The organism is Actinoplanes sichuanensis (assembly GCF_033097365.1).
Classification (GTDB): Bacteria; Actinomycetota; Actinomycetes; order Mycobacteriales; family Micromonosporaceae; genus Actinoplanes; species Actinoplanes sichuanensis.
In genome coordinates, this window is the sequence record NZ_AP028461.1 from 4,409,035 (window position 1) to 4,432,129 (window position 23,095).

Consider the following 23,095-nt stretch of genomic DNA (forward strand, 5'->3'; position numbering starts at 1 on the left):
AACAGTCATGGTCACTGAACGTCCCCGCAACGGCATGTTCGCGACCGTCTGCGGCGTCGGATCGGCGCTCGCGGCTGCAGGCCTGCTGCTCTTCGACGACGGGTTCATCGGAAGCTTCCGTGAGGACGGCGCCCCGCATTGGCGAGGCACCGTTGCGTCGAACTCGAAGTAGGCAGAAACCAGCGTCGATGCCCTGGTGGCCGTGGTCCGGCATGCCGACTCCGGATGCCACAACGACGACACCCGTCCTTTACCCGCGACGGGACCACCGATCGGCTGTCATCGCATGGACCCGGCCGGTAGCCGTGTCTACAGTGAGGCGAACGGATGGCGCAGCCGATGCATCGCCTGCTGATCACGGTCCGAGACCCGAACCTCGAGTGTCGGATCCTCCGCAACGGATGGAGCCAGGAACGGTGTCAGGCTTCCGACGGGGGTGACCGGAGCCGGGCGACGGAAACGCGAGAGATCAGAAAGGGAGCATGAAATGGGCGGGTACGGCACATTGGTGATCGTCGCCATAGGGGGCCTTTCTCGAACGGCACTTCTTATCGAAGCCCGGCCGCGATTTACAGGTTCGGAAAATGCCGACGGCGGCTCGCTGAACCAGTCGAGCCGCCGTCGGTGGTGATTTGAGGTCAGATGGCGCGGATGTTCTCGGCCTGCGGGCCCTTCTGGCCCTGCGTGATGTCGAACTCCACCCGCTGGTTCTCGTCGAGGCTGCGGAAGCCGCTCGCCGAGATCGCCGAGAAGTGGGCGAACACGTCGGGGCCACCCTCATCCTGGGTGATGAAGCCGAAACCCTTGTCGCCGTTGAACCACTTCACGGTACCTGTAACCATGTCTTTTCCTTAGCAAGCTGTCGGAGTCCGCACTGTGCGGACTCTCACGCCGCCGCGTTGATCACCCGCGCCGAACCGGCACGGAAAACGAAAACGCCTGGCGGGCTTCAGATAACCCATCAGGCGCCGAAAACGTCTACGGAAATCAAAACTGCAACGACGTAACCGTAGCACGGAAATTCGGCTCCGAGCCGAAATTCTGCCACCCGTTCCGGCTTGGCGCTCCCGGCACCGGTTTTTGCGGCCGACGTGGGCCTATCCGCAAGGATGAGACGGTGGATGTCGAGCCGGTGTTGACCTTTGTCTTGGCCGCTGTCGCGGTGGTCGCGGTGGTGCGGTGGGTGGCCGGCCGGACCGGGCTGCCCGCTGCCGCGCTGTTACCACTCATCGGCATCGGGTACGCCCTCCTACCAGGGCCGAAAATCCCCCTCGCCCCGGACATCGTCCTGGCGTTCGTTCTGCCACCGCTGCTGTACAGCGCCGCCCTGGACTCGTCGATGATCGCCATCCGCCGCAATCTGCGTACCGTGGTCAGCCTCTCGGTGATGCTGGTTCTGCTCACCGCACTGATGATCGGCCTGGGTTTCGCATGGTTCGTCACCGGCGCGACCCTGGCGGCCGGCATCGCGGTCGGCGCGGCGGTAGCGCCACCCGACCCGGTCGCCGCACTCGCCGTCGGCCGCAAGGTAGGGCTTCCACCCCGGATCATCACCCTGATCCAGGGTGAAGGGCTGCTCAACGACGCCACCGCGCTCACCATCCTGAGCGTCGCGGTCGCCGCGGCCACCGGAGACGGGTTCTCAGCGCCGGCCGCCCTCAGCCAATTCTTGCTCGCCGCCGTGGGCGGAGTGGCCGTGGGCGCACTGATCGCTTTCGGAGTGCGTCTGCTGTCCAGGCCGCTCAGCGGCGATCCGATGCTCGCGAACGCCGTGTCACTGGCCATACCGTTCGCCGCCTACCTGCTCGGTGAGGTGATACACGTCTCCGGGGTGCTCGCCGTGGTCGTGGCGGGACTGATCGTGGGGCACCACACGCCGCGGTCGGCGTCCGGGGCGGGGCGGCTGCAGACCAATGCGGTCTGGCGGCTGGTCGACTTCCTGCTCGAGGGCTTCGTGTTCCTGTTGATCGGCCAGCAACTGCCCGAGGTCATCCGAGGGCTGGCGGGATACGACGCCGCCGCCGTGGTCGTCGCGGTCGCGATCACCGTGGGCGTCACCCTGCTGCTACGGCCACTGTGGCTGATGTTCACCCTGCTGGTGCCCGGAGCGCTGCACACCCGTTGGAACCGGGGCGGACCGGACGAGAGGACGTCCGTGAGATGGACCGGCCGGGAGGTCGTGGTTCTCAGCTGGGCCGGTACGCGGGGCGTGATCAGTCTCGCGGCGATCTTCACTCTGCCGCTGGTCACCGAGACCGGAGACCGGTTCCCCACTCGGGACCTGCTGCTGTTCTGCACGGTCGTGGTAGTGCTCGTCACCCTGGTCGGGCAGGGCTTGACGTTCGCCCCGATGGTGCGGGCGCTGGGGCTTCGCGCGGACGACAACGACCAGGCTGTTCTGCGCAACGAGGCGCGGGCGGCATCGGTCGATGCCGCCCTGACCGCGCTCGACGAGCTGGAGGAGCAGGAACACGACGACATCAGCGGGCAGGTGATCGAGACGATGCGCGAGCAGCTGCGGGCCCGGCTGAGCCGCTACCAGGACCGGCTCTCCCTGTTGCGCGACAACGACTCGGCGATTCCGCCGATCTCGCCGCAGTACGAGGCCGCCCTGCACGTACGCCGGGTGGCCATCGACGCCCAGCGGGAGGAGTGCCTGCGCTGGCGTGATGCCGGACGGTTGTCCGACGTGGGTCTACGGGTGCTGGAACGTGAACTGGATCTCGAGGAACGGCTGCTGCCGGATCGGCCGGCCCGCCGGTGAATCGGCCCACGCCGTCAGCCGTTCAGGTAGGCCAGCACTGCCAGCACCCGGCGGTTGTCGTCGTCGGAGGGAGGCATGTCGAGCTTGGTCAACATGTTGTTGATGTGCTTGCTCACGGCCTTCTCCGTGATGCCCAGATTGGTGGCGATCGCGGCGTTGGACCGGCCCTGAGCCATCTCGCCGAGTACTTCCCGTTCCCGGGCGGTGAGCACCGCCAGCGGCTCCCGGCGGGCGACCAGTTGTGAGATCACCTCCGGGTCCATGGCGGTGCCGCCGCCGGCCACCCGGTGGACGGCGTCGACGAAATCGCTGACGTCGGCGACCCGGTCCTTGAGCAGGTACCCGACGCCGCCGTGCGGGGTGCTGAGCAACTCCCGTGCGTACAGTGGCTCCACGTGCTGCGACAGCATGAGAACCGGCAGTCCCGGCAGCCGGGTGCGGGCGGCGATGGCTGCTTGCAGACCTTCGTCGGTGAAGGTGGGCGGGAGGCGTACGTCGAGGACTGCCACGTCGGGCCGATGCTCGAGCAGGGCGGGCAGCAGTGCGGGGCCGTTGTCGACAACCGCGACGACGTCGAAGTCGAAGGCGCCCAGCAGCCGCGTCAAGCCGTCCCGGAGCAGGGCGTGGTCCTCGGCGATCACAACGCGCACGGCAGCTCCATGGTGATGATGGTCGGGCCTCCGGGTGGGCTCGACAGCACGAGCGTGCCGTCGAAGGCGGCGAGGCGGCGTTCGATACCGCGCAGTCCGGTGCCGGCGGTCGGGTCGGCGCCGCCTCTGCCGTCGTCGGTGACGACCATCGTCAGCAGACCGGCCGCGTGCCGGGAGAACACCGACCCGTGGTGGGCACGGCTGTGCCGGATGACGTTGGTCAGCGCTTCGGCGACAGCGAAGTAGGCGGCGGACTCCAGCGGCAGATCAGGCCGCGCCGGCAGATCGACGTCCACGGTTATCGGAATCGGCAGGCTGAGCGCCAGCGCCCGGACCGCGCCGTCGAGCCCGCGCTCGGCCAACACCGGCGGGTGAATACCACGGACGAGGTCACGCAGCTCGGCCAACGCCGCCCGGTGGATACCCGAGCCTCGGCGAGCATCTTGTGAGCCTCGGCCGGGTCACGGTCGATGAGATTGTCGGCCAGGCCGATCATCATGCTCAGCGAGGCGAGACGGGCCTGCGCGCCGTCGTGGAGGTCTCGTTCGATGCGGCGCAGCTCCGCCGCCTGGGCGTCGACCGTGCCGGCGCGCGTGGCGGTCAGCTGGGTGACGCGCAGCCGAAGCTCGGCCGCCCTGGTGGGCGCGAGCAGGAGCCGGGCGAACAGCGCGTCGACGCGGCGCAGCCACGGCGCCACCCACAGCCCGACGGCGAGGATGATCACGCCCTGCGGCACGGACAGCAGACCGGCGAGGAACGTGTCGACGGACCAGACCGCGCCGTAGCCGTACCAGCCGGTGCCGAGCCAGATCCACGACGGCGTCAGCGTCAGGCCCAGAAGCCCGTACAACGGCACCAGTACACCGACCGCTCCGAGAATCAGCCCGACGACGGCTCCGGGCGCCAGCCAGGCCAGGTCACGCCACGTTGCCGGATCCGTCACCGTCCACCGGAACCGTTCCCAGCCGTCGGTGACGGCACGTTCCGGCAGCGGATGATAGGGACAGGTGACCAGCACACCGGTCTGCGACGCACGGCGGCGCTCCATGTCGGTACGTTTGCGGACCAGCGTCATGGTCCACGGGACCAGAGCCAGCCCGAGATACGGCACCGGCGTCAACACCAATGCCACGACCGCGACGGCCAGCAGCGGAATATTGGTCAGCGCCAGGCCGACCGCCGCCACGGCGTCCAGGACGCTGCGCACGCCCCGCCGGGCACCACGGCCCAGACCCGCAACGTCAACGCGCATTCCCACGAACTCCACGGCCTCCCGTCGGTGTCGACTGCGGTGGTGGTGCTAGCACCACCAGGACGAGGGTCCTAGCGCTCCTGACGATGCGCGTCCCGAGCGGTTGGATGGACATATGACAACTCTGACATCGGCGCCGCGGACGGCGTCGACCGGCAGTGACTTCGCCGCCCTGGCTCGCCGCATCAACGCGGAAGGACTCATGGAGCGCCGGGCCGTTTATTACGTCGCCCGGATCAGCGTCGTCACACTCATGTTCCTCGGCGGGTGGACCGCGTTCTTCCTGATCGGCTCGTCCTGGTGGCAGATCGTGACGGCGGCGTTCCTGGCCATCACGTTCACCCAGGTGGGGCTGCTGGCCCACGACCTCGCTCACCGGCAGGTGTTCCGCACGAAGCGGCCGGGGGAGATCGCCGGCCGCATCGCCGGCAACGTCGGCATCGGGATGAGCTACGGCTGGTGGATGGAGAAGCACACCCGGCACCACAACAATCCCAATCACGACGACCTCGACCCCGACGTGGCCCCTGAGGTGCTCATCTGGGCCACCGAGTCAGCGTTGGGGCGGCAAGGGCTCAAAGGGTTCGTCACCCGGCACCAGGCCGCGCTGTTCTTCCCGCTGCTCACCCTGCTCGCCGTCGATCTGAAGATCTCCAGCATCAAGGCCCTGCGCAGCGGAATCGTGAAACGCCCGCGCCTCGAGAGCACGCTGTTGCTCCTGCATGCCGTCGGCTACCTCTGCGTACTGCTGGTCGTCCTGCCGCCTCTGCCGGCCCTCGGCTTTCTTCTCCTGCACCAGGCGCTGTTCGGCCTCTATCTCGGTATGACCTTCGCGCCCAACCACAAGGGCATGCCACACCCGGTCGGCGACGAGGACTTCCTGCGCAAACAGGTGCTGACCTCCCGCAACGTCCGTGGTGGCCGATTCACCGACGCGGCGCTGGGCGGCCTGAACTATCAGATCGAGCACCATCTGTTCCCCGGCATGCCGGCGCCCAACCTCCGCAAGGCCCAGCCCATCGTCGAGGCCTACTGCGCCCAGATCGGCGTACCGTACGAGCAGACCAGCCTCACCACGTCATACCGGCAGGCACTGCGATACCTGCACGAGGTGGGGGCACCTGCGCGTGCCGAGCACGCGGCACGAACCGGCCGGTGACGGGCGGTCAGGACCTCGCCGGTACGAGGCCTTCAGCAGTTCGGCCGCTCCGGCATTTCGGCGGTGACATCGGGTATGCGGGCGACGTCGTGAGGAGACGCCATGTCTGACAACACTGAAATGATCATCAGATTCCATCCGGTGGGCGGCGAGGACGTGGCCGTGCTGACCACCGACTTCCCGGGGCCGGACGAGGCGGTGGAGACGATCGCCCGAGCGTTGGACGAGCGTCGAAGCTTGATCCTCACCCGCGCAAGATACAACCGGGAGACCGACGAGAACGCCGTTCTGATCAACCTGGCCAACGTCGTATCAGTACGGGTGGCACGTCGGGACAGCGCGACGAGTGGCCAATACCTGTAGAGAAAAGACCGGCATCACCACTGTCACGCGGAGTGGCGGGGCAGACGAATGGTAAAGGTCGTCGTGTGCTCATCGGGTTCGCTCAGGGTCAGGGTTCCGCCATGCTGTTCGACGATTGCCCGGGCAAGCGTGAGACCGAGGCCGGCGCCGGGGATTCCGCTGTGACGCAGCTCGTCACTGCGGTAGAACAACTCGAAGACACGAGCATGCTGGTCGGCCGGGATCGGTGGACCGGTGTTGGAGACCGTGACCACGGCGGTGCGCTGATCCCCGCGTACGGTGACGTTGATGCGGCTGTCCCTCGGTGCCCAGGTGCGAGCGTTGCGCAGCAGTTCGTCGACGGCGGCGCGGACCCGGTCGGGGTCGGCGTGGACGGGTAGGGTTTCCGGGGCTTCGATGTCGATGGCGGCGGCCGGGTCGTCCCCGGTGGCAGCGGCTCGGACGACCTCGGTGAGGTCGATGCGTCGGCGATGCAGCGACATGTGTCCGGCTCTGGTGCCGGCAACGTCGAGCAGGGTCGCGACGAGCCTGTTGAGTTCCTCCGCCCGCCGGTGGATCACCTCGAGCATCTGCTGTCTTTCGGCAGCCGGCATGTCGGGTTCGGCTCGCAGCATCTCAGCGTTGGCCTGGATGCCGGTCAAAGGAGTACGCAGCTCGTGGCCGACCAGGGTGATGTACTCGTCGCGGCTGTGTTCCAGTGCGATGGAGGAATCGTCGGCCCGGCGTCGTTCGAGGAATTCCCCGAGGTGTACGGCGATGCTGCCGTGGATCGCCGTACGCATGTCGTCGGGCGTTTCGTCGTGGTCGCTGTAGCAGATCAGGACGCCGAGCACCGACGAGCCGCTGGGAATGGGAACGGCCAGCGCGGCACGCAACGGACCCCACTCGGTCTGAGCGGCGGTGAGCGGATCGGTGACGAGATCGGTGACCCACACCGGTTTTCTGGTCTGCCAGGCGCGACCGGCGAGACCCACGCCTTTGAGGAGATCACCGACGCGATCGAGCCCGGCCGAGTGACTGTCGTCGGCCTGCCAGCGGTTACGTCGCTGGATGACCTGGCCCACCCGATCGACGGACCAGAACTCGCTGGCGGCCCAGCCGAGCATGACCCCGACGATTCGCACGGCGGTCGCGATGATCAGACCAGCAGGTCCGGGCTCACCGAGGATCGCCGACACCCGGGCCACGCAATCCTTCAGCTGTTTAGCCCTGCCCAGCAGCGTGACGTCGTGAAAGGCCAGGACCGCGGCGAGCCGCCCGGCTCCGGTCACCGGACCGCCCTGGGCCAGATACATCCGGGCCGGGCTGTCGGCCGTCCGCACGCACACCTCGACGTGGCGCACGGATTCCCCGCGCAACGCCCGGGCGACAGGATGCCGCTCGCCGTCCATCTGCCGGCCCGCGGTGTCGAAGAGCAACATGCGGGTGTGCACGGCGTCGGCTCCGGTCGGCTCCCCGACCTCTTCGACGAGGGCTCGAGCAGCCGGATTCATCAAGATCACCCGGCCGTTACGGTCGTAGCCGAGAACCGCCACGTCAAGACTGTCCAGGACCGCCCGCAACGCCAGGCCCTGGTCGACGGATACCGAACCTACGGGGACCGTGCGCCGTGACGACCCGGGGTTGCCGGACCCGGCGACCGCGGGTTCGTGGGGGTCGTCGGGGAACACCGAGGACAGCGCCTCGGGCTTCGCCGCCTCGGTCACGATGTGCCCGCCCCCTCTGCACGGCAACGTGGCGTATTCACCAGGCGGTCATGCTCCGGTCCCGATCAGCATATGTCGTGAACCACCCGGAAATGGTGCAGAGCACGGAGGAACGGTGAGCGGTGCGCCGGGCGGTGTCCGCGCGCCTCGGAATGACGCGTGCTCCGGGATACGGTGACGCCATGAGCGAGGATGCCGGGAACGGCGCCGAGAGGCAGGAGCGCAGCCGGACTCTGGATGAGCGCGAGCACCGTATCAGCGTCCGCGAGACGACGGCCGACAGCAGAGACGCCGATGCCGACCAGCGGGAGATCGACCTGCAGGGCCGGCTGTGTGACGTGGAGGCACGGGAGGTTTCCGCCGATCAGCGTGAGTTCCTGCAGGCCTCGCGGGACGAGACGGCCGACAGCCGTGATCGGCGGGCCGAGCATCGCGATCTCGTCGCGGATGAACGCGACGCCGCCGCCGACGAGCGGGATTCCACGGCGGATGCCCGCGACCGGCTGGCCGACATCCGGGACCGGAATGCTGATCAGCGGGAGATCGATGCCGAAACCGCCCCGGGGCCGCCTGGTTGACGCGTGCGCTCATCGGCGGTTGAACAGGCAGCCGACTTGTTCACATGTCCAGACCGGTGCGCACCACTTACATGTCGCCCACGCAATCCGGGCAGCCGAACGCGACAGGCTGTCCGCGGTCGGGCGTGCTCGATGCACCGTACGCGATCATGTTGGTCTCCCAGATCAGGGGGGTTTCGGCGGCCGGCTCGCGGATGTTCCCGGCGTGCCGGCCATCTCCGCGACGGTCCCTCCAAGGTCGAACGCCGACGCTGCCACGGCGTCCGGCACGACTCTCAGCGCCGCTCTCGGCATACCGGGAAACCGGGCCTCCGCGGGATCCTGTACCAAGGCGATCCCCCGACGGCGACGATCGCTGCCAGACCCGCCGCTCCGTCGTCGAGACTGCGCGACAGCACCACCCCGACTACCCGGGGGCCGCACCAGCGGGCGGCCGACCGGAACAATGCATCCGCTGCCGGGCGCACCCGATTCTGCCGTGGACCGTCGCTGAGCCGCAGCACGTCGCCCTCGTCGACGATCAGGTGCCGGTCCGGCACCGCCACATGGACGCACCCGGGATCGAGCCGTACACCGTCGACCGCGGACCGCACCGGAAGCGCACACGATGAAGCCAGCGACCGAGCCGGCCCGATCCGGGCGCCGGACGCCATGTGCAGGACGATGAGCAACGCGGCGGGCAGGTCAGCGGGTAGCCGCGCCAACACCTGCAACAACGGTTTGTGAGAGCCCGCGGACCCACCTATCACGACCACATCGCGGCGCGTCATCGCCGTCCGCCTCTCCCCCGGGTCGTGCAGCATTCCCGCAAAGGCGTCCGGCAAACGATCGACAACTCCCGGTTCTGCGATCGGGCGGTGAGCAGCGGTGCGTGTTCGACACTGCCCGGTTGTCCGGCAACTCCTCGTGGATGCCCGGGCACCCCTCGAACAGGAAAGTACGCCGCGAGGACGTCCCGTACAGTCCGGCGTCAACGCCTTGAGCAAGGATGTGACGACGTGACCGGATCGATGCGTGGCACCTCGACGGGGCGCGATCTCGCGGCACAGATCCGCCGTTCCGGTGAACTCGCGGACGCGGCAACCGCATTGCAGGTCAGGGCGGCCTCGCCGACCGTCTGGTGACGAATTTCGTTCTGGCGGTACAGGAGTTGATGACCGACACGATCCGGCACGGCGGCGGATGGGGGCGTGTGCGGCTGCACTGTGACGGCCCGCTGCTGGTGTGCGTCGTCAGCGATCGCGGCCCGGGCCTGCCCGGCGACCTCCGGCAGTTCGGCCTGCTCGCCGGCGCCGACCCCGAGAGTGGACGCGGGCTGTTCCTGGCCCGGCAGTTGACCGACGACATGCGTGTGGCCGACAACCCGGCCGGATTGACCGTCACCGTGACCATGGATCTGTGCGTCCCGGCGGCGGGCGAGGCCGGCACCGGCGCACCTGCCGAGCCGGGTGCACCGGAGTAGGCTCAGGATTCGGTAGCCGCGGAAATCGTGATTGCCACCCTCACAGGAATGAGTCCGCCATGCGCTATCTCAGCGACGTCAACTTGCGTGCTGTTCTAAGTATTCTGGTTGCCCGCGAAGGTGGAACGGTGGACATCTCAAACGCCGATCTCTATGCCGCGATGCTACCCGGCGACGGACGAGGCGAAGGTTTCACCATCGAGGAGACGGGCACGGGAATCCGGATCTCCGTGGCCACCGGTTCACCCGGCCGGCAGTGAGCCGCCAGGTCACTCAGGGACCGCGCCGCACCGAAGACTTGCGCCTCGTGCCTGCGCTAACCCACCGTGTTCGCCGTGGCGCCACCTCGAACGGGTTGGCGCGTCACCGACCGGGTCGCCCCGCCTGGCGGCTTGCTCACTACTCACCCTACCCCGCACCACACGGGTCGGAACCGAGCAGAATTCGCGTCATTCTGTTCGTCGAAGCTGGCACCTGAAGGACGTTCCACCCGTGTTAGCGTTGGCCTGACGTCGCATTTATTTCTTTCTCGCAATGTTCTTTCTCGTTCGCCGTGAAGACCAGGAGTAATCATGACCTCCGGGACCATGAAATGGTTCAGTGCCGACCGGGGGTTCGGATTGATCACCCGGGACGACGGCGGCACGGACGTTTTCGCGCACTTCTCCGCCGTCACGGGTTCCGGCAGCAGCGGCATCGAGAAAGATCAGCGGGTGGAGTTCGACATCGCTCACAGCGATCGGGAGATGCACGCGGTCAACATCCGCCCGCTCCGGCCGTGCTCGGCGCGACCCTCCGGTGCCCCTCCCCAACCATCCTGAGCGGTCCTTTCTGAGGCGGCGAGCATCGATGTGCCACAGGGTGTGACGGCGCGATTCGCGGGTTTGGTGGTGGTCGGTTCGGACTGAGCCGCCTGGTTGGGTCGTACCTGTCGCAGGTCGCCCGCTCGGGACACGGCGGAGGCGGTTTCATGTCCAGCGAACGCGTTGCGCCGCACGGGATCTATCCACTCGCGGCCTTGACCGTCGACGTGGTCGACACCGCGAACAATGTCGTCTCCGTCGTGATCGCCGGTGAGCTCGACGCGGATACCGCTGCCGGCATTCGGACCTTGCTGCAAGCGGCCTGCACCGTCAACGCGTACGGCGGTGTCCTCGTTCTACGATGGCAGGCGCCGTTCATCCGATACGCCCTGACCGTGGCCGGTGCACTCGACCACGTCGATCTCGACGACGCGGAGAAGCCCGCGACCTGACCGCTGTCAGCGCTCACGCGGAAGCCAGAAGCCACCCGGCGCCACCGGGTGGCCGGAGACCTTGGTGACGATGTCGGCGGCCACGTCGTGCAGTTTGCGGTGGCGATGCTGTGACGCCGTACGCAGCAGGTCGAACGCCTCGTCCACGGAGCACCGCTGCTGGGCCATCAGAATTCCGAGAGCCTGGTCGATGACGCTACGCGAGGCCACCGCCTCGATCAGCTGCTGCTGCAGGTTCGCCTGATCAGCCAGCCGCCAGGCCACGGCCAGCGCCGCCGAGCACTGGGCCGCGAACGCTTCGCCGTGCCGACGGGCCTGACCGGCGAACGCGGCGCTCGTGCGGGCGTAGAGATTGAGAACGGCCACCGTGCGCTCCCCGACGATCAACGGCAACGACAGGGAACTGGCCACCCCGTGCGCGATCGCGTGCGGCCGATAGCGGTCCCAGCGCGTCTCCGCCGCCATGTCGTCGATCTGCAGCACCTGCCCGGTCTCCAGGGCCTCCAGACTCGGCCCCTCCCCCGCGCCGTACTGCAGTTCGTCGACACGTGCGGCGAACGGATCACTGACCGCCACGGTGACCGGATGATGATCAAGCCGGGTCGTGATCCCGCCGGCCGCTGCCGGGGCGATCACATCGGCCGCCAGCCGCACCGCCCGGGTCAGGAAATCATCCATCTGTGGCGTATCGCCCAGCAGCGCGAACAACCGGGTGAGGGCGGGCATCAGGTCCTGGTCGGAGACGGTCATGGGCGCCGGCTTCCTGGAGCAGCAGCTCCTCGATGTCCGTGCCACCGACAATGACCCACCTGGACAGTGGCGTCTGCGAAGATCACCGGCTACCACCGAGCGTACCTCTCGCCGCCCCGACGCACCTGAGGCCAACACGTTCGATCGGTACTCAAAACCCCTTTACGACCACGATCTGCCTACGAAAGGTGGTTTCGACATCATGCTTTCCGGGGGAAGTGGGAGAGGCGACAGGTTAAGCAACGGTCATCGGAGTGCTCGTTCGCTGTTCTGCCGGTCCATCGACCGACTGCGAGGAGCCCTCGGATGACCGTCATCGCCAATGCTGCGACCAGCACCGATCGAGCCAACGAGTTGATCGCCGCAATGGCGGCACTTCCCGCCGACCACCCGTCCCGGCCCGGCGTGCGCGACCAGGTCGTCAAGGCGTGGCTGCCGCTCGCCCGCCGCCTGTCGAGCCGCTACGCCAACCGGGGCGAACCGCGCGACGACCTCTGCCAGGTCGCTGTCCTGGGCTTGATCCAGGCTGTCGACCGATTCGATGCCGCCCGTGGTGTCGACTTCGTCGGGTTCGCGATCCCCACGATCGTCGGTGAGCTCAAACGGCACTTCCGGGACAAGACCTGGTCGGTACGCGTCCCCCGCCGGCTGCAGGAGCTGCGGCTGGCCATCACCGGCGCCAACAGCACGCTGGGCCACACCTTGGGCCGTTCTCCCACCGTTGCCGACATCGCCGGGCACCTGGGCATCAGCCAGGACGACGTCATCGAAGGCCTCGAAGGCGCCCGCGCCTACAACTCGACGAGCCTGTCCACACCGATCACCGAGGGGGGCACCGAACTCGGCGACACCCTCGGTGGCGAGGACGCCGGCTACGACCTCGCCGAGCTGCGCATCGCGCTGGGACCCGCATTGGCCGGCCTCGCCGAACGCGAGCAGAAGATCGTGAGCCTGCGCTTCTATGGAAACCTTACCCAGCAGCAGATCGCCGAGCAGATCGGCGTCTCCCAGATGCACGTGTCACGGCTGCTCGCCGGGGCACTGACCAAGCTTCGGCAGCAGCTCGACACCGACCACGTCTGACCACCTTCTCAACGGCGGCATTCGTCGGTTCTCGTCATCGACGGGGGGGCGTCACGGCGATGGGACCGGCACGGTCTCTCGTGGAAAATGCAGCCGGACCGACGTCCGGCCCGGTTCCGAACGCACCTCGACCACGTCGGCCAACTGCCGGGCCAGCCACAACCCGCGTCCACCAGCGACCGCGGCGACCGGATCAGGCCGTAGGTAGCCCGCGTCCACGGGAATCGGACGCGCGCCGGCATCGTCGCACTGCACCAGGAGCGTGCCGCCGTGATGCCAGGCACGAACCCGGACCGGTGGTCCCCCATGATGCAACCCGTTGGTAGCGACCTCGACCACCGCCATCACCAGGTCCTCTCGCGCCTCTGCGACGAATCGATACTCCGTCGCCCAGCCGCCCATGGCCCCACGCAGTCCACTGAGCTCCGCTACCTCGCTGACGCAGACATCGTGATCGACGTCTGCCGGTGGTGTCCGCATCGGCACGTGGTGGCGGTCAGCCAGGTAGCGCTCCGGGTGGAGATAACCTGATGACGGCGTACGGCCGGCGGGGGTGACCAGGTAAGGGTGTGTCGCCCGGACGTGGTCGATCACCGTGGCCGGGTGGTCGCGGCAGTCCCAGACGCAGGTGACGGTGGAAGCGCCCAGCGCGTACGTGCGGTTGCAGATCGCCTCGTACTCCAGGTAGGCGGCGACCCGATCGGCCCGCAGACCGGCGTCCACACCGCGGGTCAGATCGGGTTCGGCGATCACATGCGCCCGGCGTCCCGACCGATGCTCGTCGGAGAGATAGCGGCGGAACCGCTCGTAGGTGAATCCGAGCCGCTGGTAGAACCCGTCCTGGGCGCCCCAGCAGACCGCATCGGAAAGGTCCCCGGCGAGGCCGGCCAGCATCGCGCGGGTACGTTCACCGACGACCACCAGAACCCCGTCGTCGAGTTTCACCGCCCGAGTCAGCTCCGCCGCCAGCATGTCCAGGTCGCGGTCGGTCTCGATGATCACGGCCTCGTGCACGAACCGCGTCGCGAGCGGCCCGGTTCCGTGGGCCACGGTCATTCCCGGCCCGTTGGCGCTGCGGTAGGGGCGAGACTGGTCATGGTCGGCAACTTTCCGGTGCTCTAAGGCGCGGTGATCCGGTGCGCCTCGCCACCGCTGCTGTCACGCTCCGGCGAAGCGCGATCATCTGACGGATCCTGTTATACGGGTACCCCAGCGGCTGTTGACTACTCCGATCCGCCGACGACCGCTGCATGGGCGGTATCGACGGTCCACGGCCACCCTGCAGGCGGCCGGCCGCCTGTAGGGTCGGCGGATGATGGTTCAGCAGCACTGGTGGAACGGCAGCAGTACAGCCCGCTTCCGGCGCGACGTCTACATCCGCAGTGACGGCACTCAGTGGGACGTACTCGTCCAGATGGGTGGGTCGACGGGGCGCTACCGTGTGCAGGAGTGCCCGGGGCGTGGGTCGGCGCTGATCGTCGCCGACGCGTGGCGGGGCACGAACAAGGAGTGGCAGGAAGTGAAGCCACAGGCCGCCGCGGGCTGAGACCGGCGTCACTGCGTACACACCGCTCGCGGCGTTCCCTCGCCAGCGGTCAGGGCGATCACCGCGACGTCATCGTCCACCTCGGCGAACGTGGTGAGCAGCCCGGCGAGAGCGTCGACGGCCGCCGCCGCGCAGGCCGGGCGCAGATCGCGCACGAACTCCAGCAGCGCCCGATCGCCGTAACGCCTACCCGCCCTGATCTGGGCCTCGGTCAGTCCGTCACTGTAACGGTTCATGGTGTCGCCCACCTCCAGCGATATAGGTGCAATGCCGGTGCTCCGGCGCTGCGTAGTCCTGGTAGACGACAGTGTTGAGGTTGCGCAGCACGGTGACGGGGTCGCTGTCGTAGACGGCCGCGGCCCGCAACGTGTACCGCGCGGTAGCGGTCACCGCCGCGGCGGCCACCCCCTTCCCGCGGACGTCGCCGAGAAAGAATCCCCATCTGTCTCCGGAGAGCGGGAAAAGATCGTAGAAGTCTCCACCGACCTCGTCGGGAGAGGCCATGTGATAGAGCGACGCCGTGGTCATTTGACCTCGTTCCGCAGCCGCAGCAGTGGCTCACAGTGCGTCTCGTGGTAGAGAGTGCTACCGGTCGTGAGCAGATCTGCGAAACGCCGGCGGCCGACCAAATCGACGTCGCCGTACCCCAGCCAGGTGAGCAGTGTGGCGTTGACCTTGACGATCGTGCCGTCCGGCAGAGTGGGGACGAAACCACACGGGGCGTTGTCGTAGAAGTCGTCGAGATCGTCCTCTGCCAGCCCCGGTGAGGAGGCCGGCGCCGAATCCGGCCGGCCCGCGGGCCGGTCTGCCGGACGTGACCAGCGAGGCAGCGGCCACACTAGGCGCCGGCGCGATCGGCGACGCGGCGTACTGACTGCTTCACCCACCGAGTCTCGCACGGCAGACCTCGCGTCACCTGCGCGATTAGGCCGGCCGGCACCGCCTCCCGGGCTGTGCCCCGGCCGGACCAGCAGATCGAAGGCCGGCGAAGTGTTTCGTATCGCCCGGCGTGGGCATCCGGGTGGCAGCACCGCCGTTCCACGAGATGTCGTCAGCAGACGAGGTCCGTGCGAACGCGGGAGAGGACCGTCATGGGGCTCGACGACAAAATCGAGAACACCGCGCAAGAAACCGCCGGCAAGGTGAAGCAGGACATCGGCGAGGCTACCGACGACAAGGACCTCCAGGCCGAGGGCAAGGCCGACCAGAAGTCCGCGAACATCAAGCAGGCCGGCGAGAAGATCAAGGACGCTTTCAAGAAGTGATCATCGTACGCCTCGCCGGGGCCGGCATCCGCTGACGGAGCCGGCCCCGGCGTTGTTCGTGGCCGACGACTGATCCGGGAGAAGACATGATCATCGCGAAGGCGGCCGTGCTGGCCGCTCTCCGAGAACGCGGTCAGCACGGCCGGGCCGAATTCGTCGACCGCGAGCTACCGGACCGTATCGACCTGGATCGGCACGGTGGACTGCTCGCCATGCTCCGTCTCGACCCGGCGCAACTGGCGGACGACCCGACCGCGTGACAGAAATCGCCACCGTTGCCGTGTTCACCGTCCACCGACCATTGCGCCGCCGTACCTCAGTCAGAGGCTCATCCGCACCGCTCAGCTCGCCGGCATGAGGGTACTGCCCGAGACCGGTCATGGAAGTTCGAGGACAGGCCACCGTGGCACCCGGGAGCGGATCCGTACGGCTCATGCCGCCCCGGCCCTCGGCATGTGCGCCAGGAAGGGACGGTCCGGCATCTCATCGACCGTATAGCCGGCCGGCCTGGAATTGCTTGCCCGGATCTGTCTTGCCGCCTTCGAGGCCTTGTCCGCCTCGGCCGCGGGCCGTCCGGACGCCGCGGCCTCTGCGCTGCCGCCCATCCGCATGTCGGCGAACCCCTCTCGGATCGTGAATCCCCGGAGGCCGAACGGGACGAGATCACCCTCGATGAAAGTGAGCCACCTCGATGACGATGACGACCACCCGCACCAGCCCGGCGCCCCGATCGGCGGTCGTCGTCAACCCGGCCAAGATCGACGACATGGACGAGCTGCGTGGCACCGTCGACCGCACGCTGGCAGAGGCCGGCTGGCCGGCAGCACAATGGTTCGAGACGACCGAGGACGATCCCGGTCTCGGTCAGGCGCGAGCCGCCGTCGAGTCGGGCGCGCAGGTGGTGTTCGTCTGCGGTGGTGACGGAACCGTCATGTCCGCGGTGTCGGCGCTCACCGGCACCGACGTGTCGCTGGCCGTCCTGCCCGCGGGCACCGGCAACCTGCTCGCGGCGAACCTGGGGCTGTCCACCGATCTGGCCACCGGTCTCGCGGTCGCGGTGGGTGGAGGCCTGCGGCACATAGACGTCGGCACTGTCGACGGCCGGCACTTCGCCGTGATGGCGGGTATGGGATTCGACGCGGACATGCTCGACGCCACGTCGGACTGCGCGAAGAAGCACATCGGTTGGCCGGCGTACGTGCTCGGCGCGATGAAGCATCTCAAGGACCGGCCGATGCGGGTCATTCTCCGCATCGACGGCGGCGCACCGATGCGCCGGCGTGCCCGTTCGGTGCTCATCGCCAACGTCGGCCGTCTGCAGGGCGGGCTGAGACTGCTGAACGAGGCGCAGCCGGACGACGGCGTCCTGGATATCGCCGTCCTTACGCCGAACACCCTGGGCACCTGGATAGCGCTGGGATGGGCGCTGATCCGGCGCAGCGAGCGGGTGCCCGCCCTCGAGGTGTTCCGCGGCAGCCGGATAGAGGTGATCAGCAACCGCCCCCAGCCTCGTCAACTCGACGGCGACCTCATCCGCAGCAGTGACCGGCTGGCCGTCGGGGTCCTGCCGCGAGCGCTCTGGTTGTGCGTTCCCGAGCCGGCCTGCCACCCCGACCTCAGTGTCGACGCCGACGCCGCCACCGAGCATGCGAACGGGCCGCCCGCTTCGGCGGAGAGCAGGCGTTCAGCGTGAGCTCTCGCGAACCTGACGACATCAACGAAACCGTCACCACACCGGCTCCCGACGTCTCCGGACCGGACGAGGGTGACACCGCGGCCTTGCCGCGCCGGAAGCAACCGGAATCCGGTACGTCGACCACGATCGGGCGGCCGGACGATCAACCGCACGACTCCGGTCCGCCCTCGACGGGACGGCGGCGTCCGTTGCTGTTGCAGAACCACCACTTCCGGGAGAGGGGTACCGCTTTCCCTCCGGTCGCCTGACGATCCCGCAGCCGCGCCTCGACCGTACGAAATTCCGCCTTGAAGCAACAGTGAGCGCCCGTACGGGTGAACAGCAGTATCCCTGTTCCCCGGCTGTCGTGCCGGGCGAGCTCCGGGCCCGCCGGGAGGCCGTCCTGGGGGCCGTCGGGTCAACCTCCAGCGGCGGCCTACAGCACTTCCCTTCTTGCGGGAAGAGATCAGGTATCACCGATCTCCGGCCGGGACATGGAGACTTTGCCTATACGGCCAGAAGTCCGGCCTCCAGTCCACGACGCCTTGTTCGCCTGATTGATCAGGGAACCAGGGGAGCTGCGGCGTCCGGCTTGGCCCAGACGGACACGGTCAGACCGCGCCGGGTGTCGAAGACGTTGACGGTGCCGTCGACACCGCTGACCACGGTTCCCGTGCCGTCGAAGCGCAACGAACGGACCCGCTCGGTGGAGCGGGTGACGCCCTCGGCCGGTTTCCCGGCGAGGCTGTTGATCGAGCTGTCCGCCGTGCTGGTGCCGCCGGCCTCACCATGGCCGGCAATCTTCGCACGACATTCCCTTGATTTGATGAAGCAGGAGCGAAAGCCATATATATGCATGCCTGCCGGGGACGTCCCGCAGCGCGTCCTTCACGCCTGCCAGACGCTCACCGGCGACGATCGGAGCGCCCAGCGCTTTCGCTCGTGACCCGGAACGCGAGCGTGCTCGACGTTGTTAGGGTGGCGCATCGATCGGTTCGAGAGATGCTGAGGTGGAAAGCTCATGGTGCTCCAGTGGTGGCATCTTGCCGTCGTCGTCGCCGTCGGCGCCCTGATCATCTGGGGTGTCCGGGTGTCTCGGCAGCGGACGTTGCTCGGTGTGGCCGCCGCCCTGGTGGTCCTCAGCGGCTTCCTGCTGTACACCCTGGTCCTGGAGGAAGAGCCGTACCTCGAGAGTGACCTGAACGGTCAGCTGGAGACGGTCGCGCTCATCGGGATTCCCGCCATCCTCGGCGTCGTGCTTTTCGTTGTCGCGCTCCGGCGCGCCGGGACCCGCCGGGCCTGACCGACAGCGCCCTCAGTGCCTGGCCCGTTCGAGAGCGCCTCGACGGCGGCGTCGCAGCACCAGAACCATCGTCACGAGCACCGCCACGCCCAGGCCGACCACGGTCAGCTGCAGTCCGGTTTCCCCGATGCGGCCGGGCGGCGAGGCCATGGTGGCGGCGATCCAGCCGGCGAGGTTGTCGACGCGGGCGCTGAGGTCCGGACCGGTGTGCGGGCACGGCGGACCCGAGCTCACCACAGCCGCCAGGAGCGGGCTTCCATCGCGCTTCTGCGTGAAGTACGGGCCGCCGGAGTCGTGCGGGCACGGGCTGGTGTCGGCCTGTGGGGCGCGTCCCGAGGTCTCGATGAGCGAGTCACCGACGCTGTCGACGGTGAACTGCCCGGTCTGCAACCGGGTCGCCGGTTCGGAGCCGTCGACGTCGCTGGTCAACCCGTACCCGGTCAACCGCAGCACATCACCCGGGGCAGGCGGCTCCGTGGACACCTGGATCGGTGTGACACCGGCGATCGGTCGGCTCAGCTCGGCCAACGCGACGTCGGCCCCGTCCGCCTGAACCGCGTTGATCACCTCGGCCTCCTGACCGTCCCGGCCGTTCAGGTCGGCGCGCCCCACGACGGCGGTGGTCACCTTCGCCACGGTCCGGCTCACCCGCCGCCCCTCGGTGTCGCGGAAGCAGTGGCCCGCGGTGATGACCCAGGTCGGTGCGATCAGCGCGCCGGAACACCAGCTGTCGCGCGTGCCACCCGTGGCCACGGGCAGACCGGTCATGGTGAGCAGCACCGAGAACCGGTACTCGCCCACCGCGACGTCCGCGCCGTTGGCGATGGCCCGCGCCGGGCGGGGCGACAGCGGCACAGCGGTCACGGACAGCACCAGCACGGCAACGAGAATCCTGATAAACCTGAACACGAGATCCATCCGTACGTCGGTCGAGGTGCCGACCAGAATCGCGGTGACTGCGTCAAGGGAGCATCAGTGGCGCCTTTATCGGTCGCTGACAATCGCCGTGCGAACCTGAGCGGATCGGTGCGGAGACGGAGGGACTCGCCATGCGGGTGTTGGTGGCGGATGACGAGCAGTTGCTGGCCGACACGGTCGCCAACGGTCTTCGCAGGTTGTCGATGGCCGTCGACGTGGTCTACGACGGTGACAGCGCCTCCGAGCGCCTCAGCGTGAACCGCTACGACGTCGCCGTCCTCGACCGGGACATGCCGGGCCGCACCGGCGACGAGGTGTGCCGGGAAGTCGCCGGGTCCCCCGACGGCACCAAGATCCTGATGCTCACCGCAGCGGCCGGTATCCGCGACCGGATCGACGGGCTCGGCCTGGGCGCGGACGACTACCTGACCAAACCGTTCGCCTTCGCCGAGCTCGCCGCCCGCGTACAGGCGCTGGCCCGGCGTTCCGGACCGGCGTTGCCACCCGTGCTGCAGCAGGCGGGAATCGTGCTGGACAGCACCCGACACACCGTGACCCGGGGCGGGACGACGCTCGCCCTGTCGGCTAAGGAGTTCGCCGTCCTGCACGTTCTGATGCGCGCCGCCGGCCGGGTCGTCAGCACCGAGGAACTGCTGGAGCAGGCCTGGGACGAACACGCGGACCCGCTCACCAACACGGTACGGATGACGGTCATGACGCTGCGCCGCAAGCTCGGCGAACCGTCCCCGATCCACACCGTGCGCCGGGTCGGCTACCGGCTCGGCTCGTGAGCGGCCGTTCTCCGGCGCGGCGGATCCTCGCGCTCTGCGCGATCGTTCTCGTCGTGGCCCAGCTTCGGCCACGGGCCGTCGATCTGGCCTTCAACATGTGGCGGGAGCTCGGCCCCTCCTGGTGCACGATGGATGTCACCTTCGTACCCACCGAGCAGACCTCGACGGTGTGCACGCTCGTCTACCGGTGGCCGAGCGTCCCCGTGCTGCTCGTCTCCGCGATGGTGCTCGCCGTCATGCTGGCCGCGTGTTATCCGGCGATGCGCTGGTGCCTCCGGCCGCTGCGTGACATGGTGGCGGCGATCAGCGACGCCGGGCCGCAGAACCTCGGCCACCGGCTGCGCCTCGGCTCCGGCTCCGGCGAGCTCGCCGTGCTGGGCCGGGCGATCGACAGCATGATGGACCGGATCGCCGTCGGTTACGAGGCCCAGCGCCGATTCGCCGCGAACGCGTCACACGAGTTGCGGACCCCGCTCGCGGTTCAGCGGACCCTGATCGAGGTCAGCATGGCCGACGAACTCACCGCCGACCAGCTCGACCTGCTCACCGAGCAGTTGCTGAGCACCAACGAGCGCAACGAACGCCTCGTCGAAGGGCTGCTCGTCCTCGCCGAGAGCGACCGCGGCCTGGCCGGCCGGATGCCGATACGCCTCGACCTGATCACCGCCGCCGTACTCGACGCGCACCGCAAGAGCGCGGCCAAAGCCGGAGTGACGATCACCAGCGACCTGCAGCCCCGGACCGTGTTCGGCGAACAGGTGCTGCTGGAACGGCTGGTCACCAACCTCGTGCAGAACGCCGTGAAATACAACCGGCGCGACGGAACCATCGACGTCCGCGTCGGCGACGACCCCGCCCTGATCGTCGTCAACACCGGCGACGACGTACCGTCCGAGATCGTGTCGAGCCTGTTCGAGCCCTTCCGACGCGGGTCGGGCACCCGCGTCGACCACAGCGGCGGCGCAGGACTCGGGTTGGCGATCGCCCGGTCCATCACCCAGGCCCACGACGGGCTGATCACCGCCTCCTCGACCGGTCAGGACGGCCTGCGTGTCGAGGTCTCGCTGCCGACCGGCCCACTACGCGACTGACGCAGCGGGCACCTTCCGACCGGCGTGCGCCGTTCACGCCGGTAGCCCGTACTGCGCCACGGAGTGGACCGTTCCCTCGGCCAGCCGATAGGACAGGCCGACGACGGCGCACCGGCCGGCCGCCACCCGCGCGGCCAACGACTGCGAGCGCTCCACCAGCCCCGCGACGGTACGCCGGATGTGTTCGTCGACGAACTGGTCGATGTCGGTGAGTCCTTTGGCCCGCGCGGCGAGCACGCTGGGCATGACGCGTTCGACCACGTCTCCGAGGTAGCCCGCCGGCGCCGTGCCCCCGCGTTCGGCCGCCGCGGCCTCGATGACAGCGCCGCAGGAGTCATGACCCAACACGACGACCAGAGGCGCGCCCAGCACGGTGACGCCGTACTCGATGCTGCCCAGCACCTCCGCCCCGGCGACATGCCCGGCGGTACGCACCACGAACAGGTCACCCAGCCCACGGTCGAAGATGATCTCCGCGGCGAGGCGCGAGTCCGAACAACCGAACAGCACCGCGAACGGGCGCTGCCCCGGCGCCGACTGCGCGCGGCGATCAGCGTCCTGGTGGGGATGCAGACGCTCGCCACGCACGAAGCGTGAGTTGCCGTCCAGCAGCATGGCGTACGCCTCAGCAGGCGTGGACTGGCCAAGATCAGACATGCGACCAACCTAAGCCGACGGCGCCCGTACCGCCGCCGGATACCGGCTGTTGGACGCTCCGACACCGGCCACACAACGGATCCGGCCGTCAGCCGCGCAGCGCGTCACCGAGCCAGGCCCGCGCGTCGGCCAGCAGCGACGTCGCCAGTTCCGTGGTCGCGGCCCAATTCTCGAAGCCGTGCGCACCACCGGGCACGATCGTCAGGACGGTGTCCACGCCCGCATCCCGCAGCCGGGCGGCGTACTCCACGATCTCGTCGTGGAAGAGCTCGATGTCGCCGGTGTACAACCACGCCGGCGCGAGCCCGGTCAGGTCCGAGCGACGGGCCGGCACCGCATACGCGGGCACCTCCGCGGCGCCGGCGGGCCGGCCGAGGTAGGAACTCCAGCCGAACCGGTTGGAGTTGTTGTTCCAGACGAAGTGGTCCAGTTCGTCGAGTTCCGTCCGACCCGCCGTCCGGTCGTCGAGCATCGGCGCGAACAGCCACTGCGCGACGGGCTGCCGACCGCCCGCGTCGTGCAGCCGCTGCACCAGGCTCGCGGCGATGCCGCCGCCCGCACTCTCGCCGCCGGCCGCGATCCGCGCCGGATCCACACCGAGAGCGGCGGCATTCGCCGACATCCACTCCCACGATGCGAACGCGTCGTCCAGGGCCGCCGGATACAGCGCTTCCGGGGCCAGGCGATACTCGACTGAGACGACCGTGATGCCCTCGCGGCGCAGCTGCCGATGGATCCGGTCGGCGCCGTGAGTGAAGCCGGACGCCTCCCAGACCTCGTAGATGTTGGAGATCAGTCCGGGGTCGACCAGGACCCGGTCACACCGC

General features: G+C 68.4%; 33 protein-coding genes. 19 read left to right on the forward strand and 14 right to left on the reverse strand.

The features are described from left to right. Nucleotides 1–7 precede the first annotated feature (7 nt). Entirely contained in the window at nucleotides 8–172 is a 165-nt protein-coding gene (locus Q0Z83_RS20260) for a hypothetical protein (RefSeq protein ID WP_317795524.1), read from the forward strand. Nucleotides 173–638: 466 nt separating this feature from the next. On the opposite strand, the gene Q0Z83_RS20265 is transcribed toward Q0Z83_RS20260, so the two are convergent. Next, nucleotides 639–842, reverse strand: coding sequence for a cold-shock protein (locus tag Q0Z83_RS20265; RefSeq protein ID WP_317795525.1), 204 nt, complete (start codon nucleotides 840–842; stop codon nucleotides 639–641). A 275-nt stretch (nucleotides 843–1,117) separates the two neighbouring features. Here Q0Z83_RS20265 and Q0Z83_RS20270 point away from each other — a divergent pair, with 275 nt between their 5' ends. Further along, entirely contained in the window at nucleotides 1,118–2,764 is a 1,647-nt protein-coding gene (locus tag Q0Z83_RS20270; protein ID WP_317795526.1) for a Na+/H+ antiporter, read from the forward strand. A gap of 14 nt (nucleotides 2,765–2,778) precedes the next feature. Here the strand turns inward: Q0Z83_RS20270 and Q0Z83_RS20275 are convergent, their stop codons facing one another. From Q0Z83_RS20275 to Q0Z83_RS20285, 3 genes are read right to left on the reverse strand one after another with little or no spacing between them, the layout of a single operon-like run. Beyond that, complete coding sequence (locus tag Q0Z83_RS20275) at nucleotides 2,779–3,414, reverse strand: response regulator transcription factor (protein WP_317795527.1); 636 nt, start codon at nucleotides 3,412–3,414, stop codon at nucleotides 2,779–2,781. Then, a complete protein-coding gene (locus Q0Z83_RS20280; RefSeq protein WP_317795528.1) occupies nucleotides 3,402–3,710 on the reverse strand; it encodes a sensor histidine kinase in 309 nt (102 codons plus the stop codon). Before Q0Z83_RS20280 ends, Q0Z83_RS20275 begins: the two co-directional genes overlap by 13 nt. A 2-nt stretch (nucleotides 3,711–3,712) precedes the next feature. Then, on the reverse strand, nucleotides 3,713–4,666 hold the full coding sequence (locus tag Q0Z83_RS20285; protein WP_317795529.1) for a sensor histidine kinase: 954 nt from the start codon (nucleotides 4,664–4,666) through the stop codon (nucleotides 3,713–3,715). Nucleotides 4,667–4,781: 115 nt separating this feature from the next. Between Q0Z83_RS20285 and Q0Z83_RS20290 the strand changes: the two genes are divergently transcribed. Both Q0Z83_RS20290 and Q0Z83_RS20295 read left to right on the forward strand, forming a co-directional pair. Next, nucleotides 4,782–5,825 (forward strand): fatty acid desaturase family protein, encoded by a 1,044-nt coding sequence (locus Q0Z83_RS20290; RefSeq protein ID WP_317795530.1) that lies wholly within the window; start codon nucleotides 4,782–4,784, stop codon nucleotides 5,823–5,825. A 102-nt stretch (nucleotides 5,826–5,927) separates the two neighbouring features. Beyond that, complete coding sequence (locus Q0Z83_RS20295; RefSeq protein ID WP_317795531.1) at nucleotides 5,928–6,188, forward strand: hypothetical protein; 261 nt, start codon at nucleotides 5,928–5,930, stop codon at nucleotides 6,186–6,188. A 23-nt stretch (nucleotides 6,189–6,211) separates the two neighbouring features. On the opposite strand, the gene Q0Z83_RS20300 is transcribed toward Q0Z83_RS20295, so the two are convergent. Then, entirely contained in the window at nucleotides 6,212–7,894 is a 1,683-nt protein-coding gene (locus tag Q0Z83_RS20300) for a PAS domain-containing sensor histidine kinase (protein WP_317795532.1), read from the reverse strand. 182 nt (nucleotides 7,895–8,076) lie between these two features. On the opposite strand from Q0Z83_RS20300, the gene Q0Z83_RS20305 reads away from it, so the two are divergent. Beyond that, a complete protein-coding gene (locus Q0Z83_RS20305; protein ID WP_317795533.1) occupies nucleotides 8,077–8,472 on the forward strand; it encodes a hypothetical protein in 396 nt (131 codons plus the stop codon). 275 nt (nucleotides 8,473–8,747) lie between these two features. Here Q0Z83_RS20305 and Q0Z83_RS20310 read toward each other — a convergent pair whose 3' ends face one another. Then, nucleotides 8,748–9,275 carry a chemotaxis protein CheB gene (locus Q0Z83_RS20310; RefSeq protein WP_317795534.1) on the reverse strand — a complete coding sequence of 176 codons (528 nt, stop codon included), beginning with the start codon at nucleotides 9,273–9,275 and terminating at the stop codon, nucleotides 8,748–8,750. Between the two features lie 195 nt (nucleotides 9,276–9,470). Here Q0Z83_RS20310 and Q0Z83_RS20315 point away from each other — a divergent pair, with 195 nt between their 5' ends. The 5 genes from Q0Z83_RS20315 to Q0Z83_RS20335 all read left to right on the forward strand — a co-directional run bounded on the left by Q0Z83_RS20315 (nucleotide 9,471) and on the right by Q0Z83_RS20335 (nucleotide 11,189). Then, nucleotides 9,471–9,596, forward strand: a complete 126-nt coding sequence (locus Q0Z83_RS20315; RefSeq protein WP_317795535.1) for a hypothetical protein — start codon at nucleotides 9,471–9,473, stop codon at nucleotides 9,594–9,596. Next, the gene (locus Q0Z83_RS20320) at nucleotides 9,593–9,934 is read left to right on the forward strand and encodes an ATP-binding protein (protein WP_317795536.1); all 342 of its coding nucleotides are present in this window, start codon (nucleotides 9,593–9,595) and stop codon (nucleotides 9,932–9,934) included. The genes Q0Z83_RS20315 and Q0Z83_RS20320 overlap by 4 nt, the downstream gene beginning before the upstream one ends. Before the next feature lie 59 nt (nucleotides 9,935–9,993). Then, on the forward strand, nucleotides 9,994–10,194 hold the full coding sequence (locus tag Q0Z83_RS20325) for a hypothetical protein (protein WP_317795537.1): 201 nt from the start codon (nucleotides 9,994–9,996) through the stop codon (nucleotides 10,192–10,194). A gap of 312 nt (nucleotides 10,195–10,506) precedes the next feature. Then, nucleotides 10,507–10,755 carry a cold-shock protein gene (locus Q0Z83_RS20330; protein WP_317795538.1) on the forward strand — a complete coding sequence of 83 codons (249 nt, stop codon included), beginning with the start codon at nucleotides 10,507–10,509 and terminating at the stop codon, nucleotides 10,753–10,755. A gap of 149 nt (nucleotides 10,756–10,904) precedes the next feature. Further along, nucleotides 10,905–11,189, forward strand: a complete 285-nt coding sequence (locus Q0Z83_RS20335) for a hypothetical protein (protein ID WP_317795539.1) — start codon at nucleotides 10,905–10,907, stop codon at nucleotides 11,187–11,189. A gap of 6 nt (nucleotides 11,190–11,195) precedes the next feature. On the opposite strand, the gene Q0Z83_RS20340 is transcribed toward Q0Z83_RS20335, so the two are convergent. Further along, nucleotides 11,196–11,939, reverse strand: coding sequence for a GAF and ANTAR domain-containing protein (locus tag Q0Z83_RS20340; RefSeq protein WP_317795540.1), 744 nt, complete (start codon nucleotides 11,937–11,939; stop codon nucleotides 11,196–11,198). A gap of 306 nt (nucleotides 11,940–12,245) precedes the next feature. Here Q0Z83_RS20340 and Q0Z83_RS20345 point away from each other — a divergent pair, with 306 nt between their 5' ends. Continuing rightward, the gene (locus Q0Z83_RS20345) at nucleotides 12,246–13,022 is read left to right on the forward strand and encodes a SigB/SigF/SigG family RNA polymerase sigma factor (RefSeq protein WP_317795541.1); all 777 of its coding nucleotides are present in this window, start codon (nucleotides 12,246–12,248) and stop codon (nucleotides 13,020–13,022) included. Nucleotides 13,023–13,073: 51 nt separating this feature from the next. On the opposite strand, the gene Q0Z83_RS20350 is transcribed toward Q0Z83_RS20345, so the two are convergent. Then, nucleotides 13,074–14,078: an ATP-binding protein gene (locus tag Q0Z83_RS20350; RefSeq protein ID WP_317795542.1), complete on the reverse strand. Its 1,005-nt coding sequence runs from the start codon at nucleotides 14,076–14,078 to the stop codon at nucleotides 13,074–13,076. A gap of 256 nt (nucleotides 14,079–14,334) precedes the next feature. Between Q0Z83_RS20350 and Q0Z83_RS20355 the strand changes: the two genes are divergently transcribed. After that, nucleotides 14,335–14,568, forward strand: a complete 234-nt coding sequence (locus tag Q0Z83_RS20355; protein WP_317795543.1) for a hypothetical protein — start codon at nucleotides 14,335–14,337, stop codon at nucleotides 14,566–14,568. Between the two features lie 8 nt (nucleotides 14,569–14,576). Here the strand turns inward: Q0Z83_RS20355 and Q0Z83_RS20360 are convergent, their stop codons facing one another. Genes Q0Z83_RS20360 through Q0Z83_RS20370 form a run of 3 tightly spaced genes read right to left on the reverse strand, consistent with a single transcriptional unit; the run spans nucleotide 14,577 to nucleotide 15,407 of the window. Next, a complete protein-coding gene (locus Q0Z83_RS20360; protein WP_317795544.1) occupies nucleotides 14,577–14,804 on the reverse strand; it encodes a SpoIIE family protein phosphatase in 228 nt (75 codons plus the stop codon). Continuing rightward, nucleotides 14,788–15,096, reverse strand: a complete 309-nt coding sequence (locus tag Q0Z83_RS20365) for a PP2C family protein-serine/threonine phosphatase (RefSeq protein WP_317795545.1) — start codon at nucleotides 15,094–15,096, stop codon at nucleotides 14,788–14,790. Before Q0Z83_RS20365 ends, Q0Z83_RS20360 begins: the two co-directional genes overlap by 17 nt. Beyond that, the gene (locus tag Q0Z83_RS20370) at nucleotides 15,093–15,407 is read right to left on the reverse strand and encodes a PAS domain-containing protein (RefSeq protein WP_317795546.1); all 315 of its coding nucleotides are present in this window, start codon (nucleotides 15,405–15,407) and stop codon (nucleotides 15,093–15,095) included. The genes Q0Z83_RS20365 and Q0Z83_RS20370 overlap by 4 nt, the downstream gene beginning before the upstream one ends. A 252-nt stretch (nucleotides 15,408–15,659) precedes the next feature. Between Q0Z83_RS20370 and Q0Z83_RS20375 the strand changes: the two genes are divergently transcribed. The 5 genes from Q0Z83_RS20375 to Q0Z83_RS20395 all read left to right on the forward strand — a co-directional run bounded on the left by Q0Z83_RS20375 (nucleotide 15,660) and on the right by Q0Z83_RS20395 (nucleotide 18,811). Next, nucleotides 15,660–15,833 carry a CsbD family protein gene (locus Q0Z83_RS20375; RefSeq protein WP_317795547.1) on the forward strand — a complete coding sequence of 58 codons (174 nt, stop codon included), beginning with the start codon at nucleotides 15,660–15,662 and terminating at the stop codon, nucleotides 15,831–15,833. A gap of 86 nt (nucleotides 15,834–15,919) precedes the next feature. Next, a complete protein-coding gene (locus tag Q0Z83_RS20380) occupies nucleotides 15,920–16,093 on the forward strand; it encodes a hypothetical protein (protein ID WP_317795548.1) in 174 nt (57 codons plus the stop codon). Between the two features lie 431 nt (nucleotides 16,094–16,524). Continuing rightward, entirely contained in the window at nucleotides 16,525–17,526 is a 1,002-nt protein-coding gene (locus Q0Z83_RS20385) for a diacylglycerol/lipid kinase family protein (protein WP_317795549.1), read from the forward strand. Between the two features lie 607 nt (nucleotides 17,527–18,133). Further along, entirely contained in the window at nucleotides 18,134–18,454 is a 321-nt protein-coding gene (locus Q0Z83_RS20390) for a hypothetical protein (RefSeq protein WP_317795550.1), read from the forward strand. Nucleotides 18,455–18,529: 75 nt separating this feature from the next. Then, nucleotides 18,530–18,811 carry a hypothetical protein gene (locus tag Q0Z83_RS20395; protein ID WP_317795551.1) on the forward strand — a complete coding sequence of 94 codons (282 nt, stop codon included), beginning with the start codon at nucleotides 18,530–18,532 and terminating at the stop codon, nucleotides 18,809–18,811. Nucleotides 18,812–18,823: 12 nt separating this feature from the next. Here the strand turns inward: Q0Z83_RS20395 and Q0Z83_RS20400 are convergent, their stop codons facing one another. Beyond that, a complete protein-coding gene (locus Q0Z83_RS20400) occupies nucleotides 18,824–19,690 on the reverse strand; it encodes a S1 family peptidase (RefSeq protein WP_317795552.1) in 867 nt (288 codons plus the stop codon). Nucleotides 19,691–19,860: 170 nt separating this feature from the next. On the opposite strand from Q0Z83_RS20400, the gene Q0Z83_RS20405 reads away from it, so the two are divergent. Next, on the forward strand, nucleotides 19,861–20,520 hold the full coding sequence (locus Q0Z83_RS20405; protein ID WP_317795553.1) for a response regulator transcription factor: 660 nt from the start codon (nucleotides 19,861–19,863) through the stop codon (nucleotides 20,518–20,520). Continuing rightward, nucleotides 20,517–21,611, forward strand: a complete 1,095-nt coding sequence (locus Q0Z83_RS20410; protein ID WP_317795554.1) for a sensor histidine kinase — start codon at nucleotides 20,517–20,519, stop codon at nucleotides 21,609–21,611. The genes Q0Z83_RS20405 and Q0Z83_RS20410 overlap by 4 nt, the downstream gene beginning before the upstream one ends. A 33-nt stretch (nucleotides 21,612–21,644) precedes the next feature. On the opposite strand, the gene Q0Z83_RS20415 is transcribed toward Q0Z83_RS20410, so the two are convergent. Next, nucleotides 21,645–22,268, reverse strand: a complete 624-nt coding sequence (locus tag Q0Z83_RS20415; protein ID WP_317795555.1) for a carbonic anhydrase — start codon at nucleotides 22,266–22,268, stop codon at nucleotides 21,645–21,647. A gap of 88 nt (nucleotides 22,269–22,356) precedes the next feature. After that, on the reverse strand, nucleotides 22,357–23,079 hold the full coding sequence (locus tag Q0Z83_RS20420; RefSeq protein WP_317797105.1) for an alpha/beta hydrolase fold domain-containing protein: 723 nt from the start codon (nucleotides 23,077–23,079) through the stop codon (nucleotides 22,357–22,359). Nucleotides 23,080–23,095: the final 16 nt, after the last annotated feature.

Excerpts from the sequence above, each read along its gene's own strand:
- Q0Z83_RS20385 (WP_317795549.1), top strand. The coding sequence starts at position 16,525 with ATGACGATGACGACCACCCGCACCAGCCCGGCGCCCCGATCGGCGGTC.
- Q0Z83_RS20375 (WP_317795547.1), top strand. The coding sequence starts at position 15,660 with ATGGGGCTCGACGACAAAATCGAGAACACCGCGCAAGAAACCGCCGGC.
- Q0Z83_RS20295 (WP_317795531.1), top strand. The coding sequence starts at position 5,928 with ATGTCTGACAACACTGAAATGATCATCAGATTCCATCCGGTGGGCGGC.
- Q0Z83_RS20265 (WP_317795525.1), bottom strand. The coding sequence starts at position 842 with ATGGTTACAGGTACCGTGAAGTGGTTCAACGGCGACAAGGGTTTCGGC.
- Q0Z83_RS20340 (WP_317795540.1), bottom strand. The coding sequence starts at position 11,939 with ATGACCGTCTCCGACCAGGACCTGATGCCCGCCCTCACCCGGTTGTTC.
- Q0Z83_RS20285 (WP_317795529.1), bottom strand. The coding sequence starts at position 4,666 with ATGCGCGTTGACGTTGCGGGTCTGGGCCGTGGTGCCCGGCGGGGCGTG.
- Q0Z83_RS20335 (WP_317795539.1), top strand. The coding sequence starts at position 10,905 with ATGTCCAGCGAACGCGTTGCGCCGCACGGGATCTATCCACTCGCGGCC.
- Q0Z83_RS20305 (WP_317795533.1), top strand. The coding sequence starts at position 8,077 with ATGAGCGAGGATGCCGGGAACGGCGCCGAGAGGCAGGAGCGCAGCCGG.
- Q0Z83_RS20355 (WP_317795543.1), top strand. The coding sequence starts at position 14,335 with ATGATGGTTCAGCAGCACTGGTGGAACGGCAGCAGTACAGCCCGCTTC.
- Q0Z83_RS20395 (WP_317795551.1), top strand. The coding sequence starts at position 18,530 with ATGGTGCTCCAGTGGTGGCATCTTGCCGTCGTCGTCGCCGTCGGCGCC.
- Q0Z83_RS20365 (WP_317795545.1), bottom strand. The coding sequence starts at position 15,096 with ATGACCACGGCGTCGCTCTATCACATGGCCTCTCCCGACGAGGTCGGT.
- Q0Z83_RS20345 (WP_317795541.1), top strand. The coding sequence starts at position 12,246 with ATGACCGTCATCGCCAATGCTGCGACCAGCACCGATCGAGCCAACGAG.
- Q0Z83_RS20290 (WP_317795530.1), top strand. The coding sequence starts at position 4,782 with ATGACAACTCTGACATCGGCGCCGCGGACGGCGTCGACCGGCAGTGAC.
- Q0Z83_RS20415 (WP_317795555.1), bottom strand. The coding sequence starts at position 22,268 with ATGTCTGATCTTGGCCAGTCCACGCCTGCTGAGGCGTACGCCATGCTG.
- Q0Z83_RS20360 (WP_317795544.1), bottom strand. The coding sequence starts at position 14,804 with ATGAACCGTTACAGTGACGGACTGACCGAGGCCCAGATCAGGGCGGGT.
- Q0Z83_RS20310 (WP_317795534.1), bottom strand. The coding sequence starts at position 9,275 with ATGCTGCACGACCCGGGGGAGAGGCGGACGGCGATGACGCGCCGCGAT.
- Q0Z83_RS20350 (WP_317795542.1), bottom strand. The coding sequence starts at position 14,078 with ATGACCGTGGCCCACGGAACCGGGCCGCTCGCGACGCGGTTCGTGCAC.
- Q0Z83_RS20325 (WP_317795537.1), top strand. The coding sequence starts at position 9,994 with ATGCGCTATCTCAGCGACGTCAACTTGCGTGCTGTTCTAAGTATTCTG.
- Q0Z83_RS20405 (WP_317795553.1), top strand. The coding sequence starts at position 19,861 with ATGCGGGTGTTGGTGGCGGATGACGAGCAGTTGCTGGCCGACACGGTC.
- Q0Z83_RS20380 (WP_317795548.1), top strand. The coding sequence starts at position 15,920 with ATGATCATCGCGAAGGCGGCCGTGCTGGCCGCTCTCCGAGAACGCGGT.
- Q0Z83_RS20260 (WP_317795524.1), top strand. The coding sequence starts at position 8 with ATGGTCACTGAACGTCCCCGCAACGGCATGTTCGCGACCGTCTGCGGC.
- Q0Z83_RS20330 (WP_317795538.1), top strand. The coding sequence starts at position 10,507 with ATGACCTCCGGGACCATGAAATGGTTCAGTGCCGACCGGGGGTTCGGA.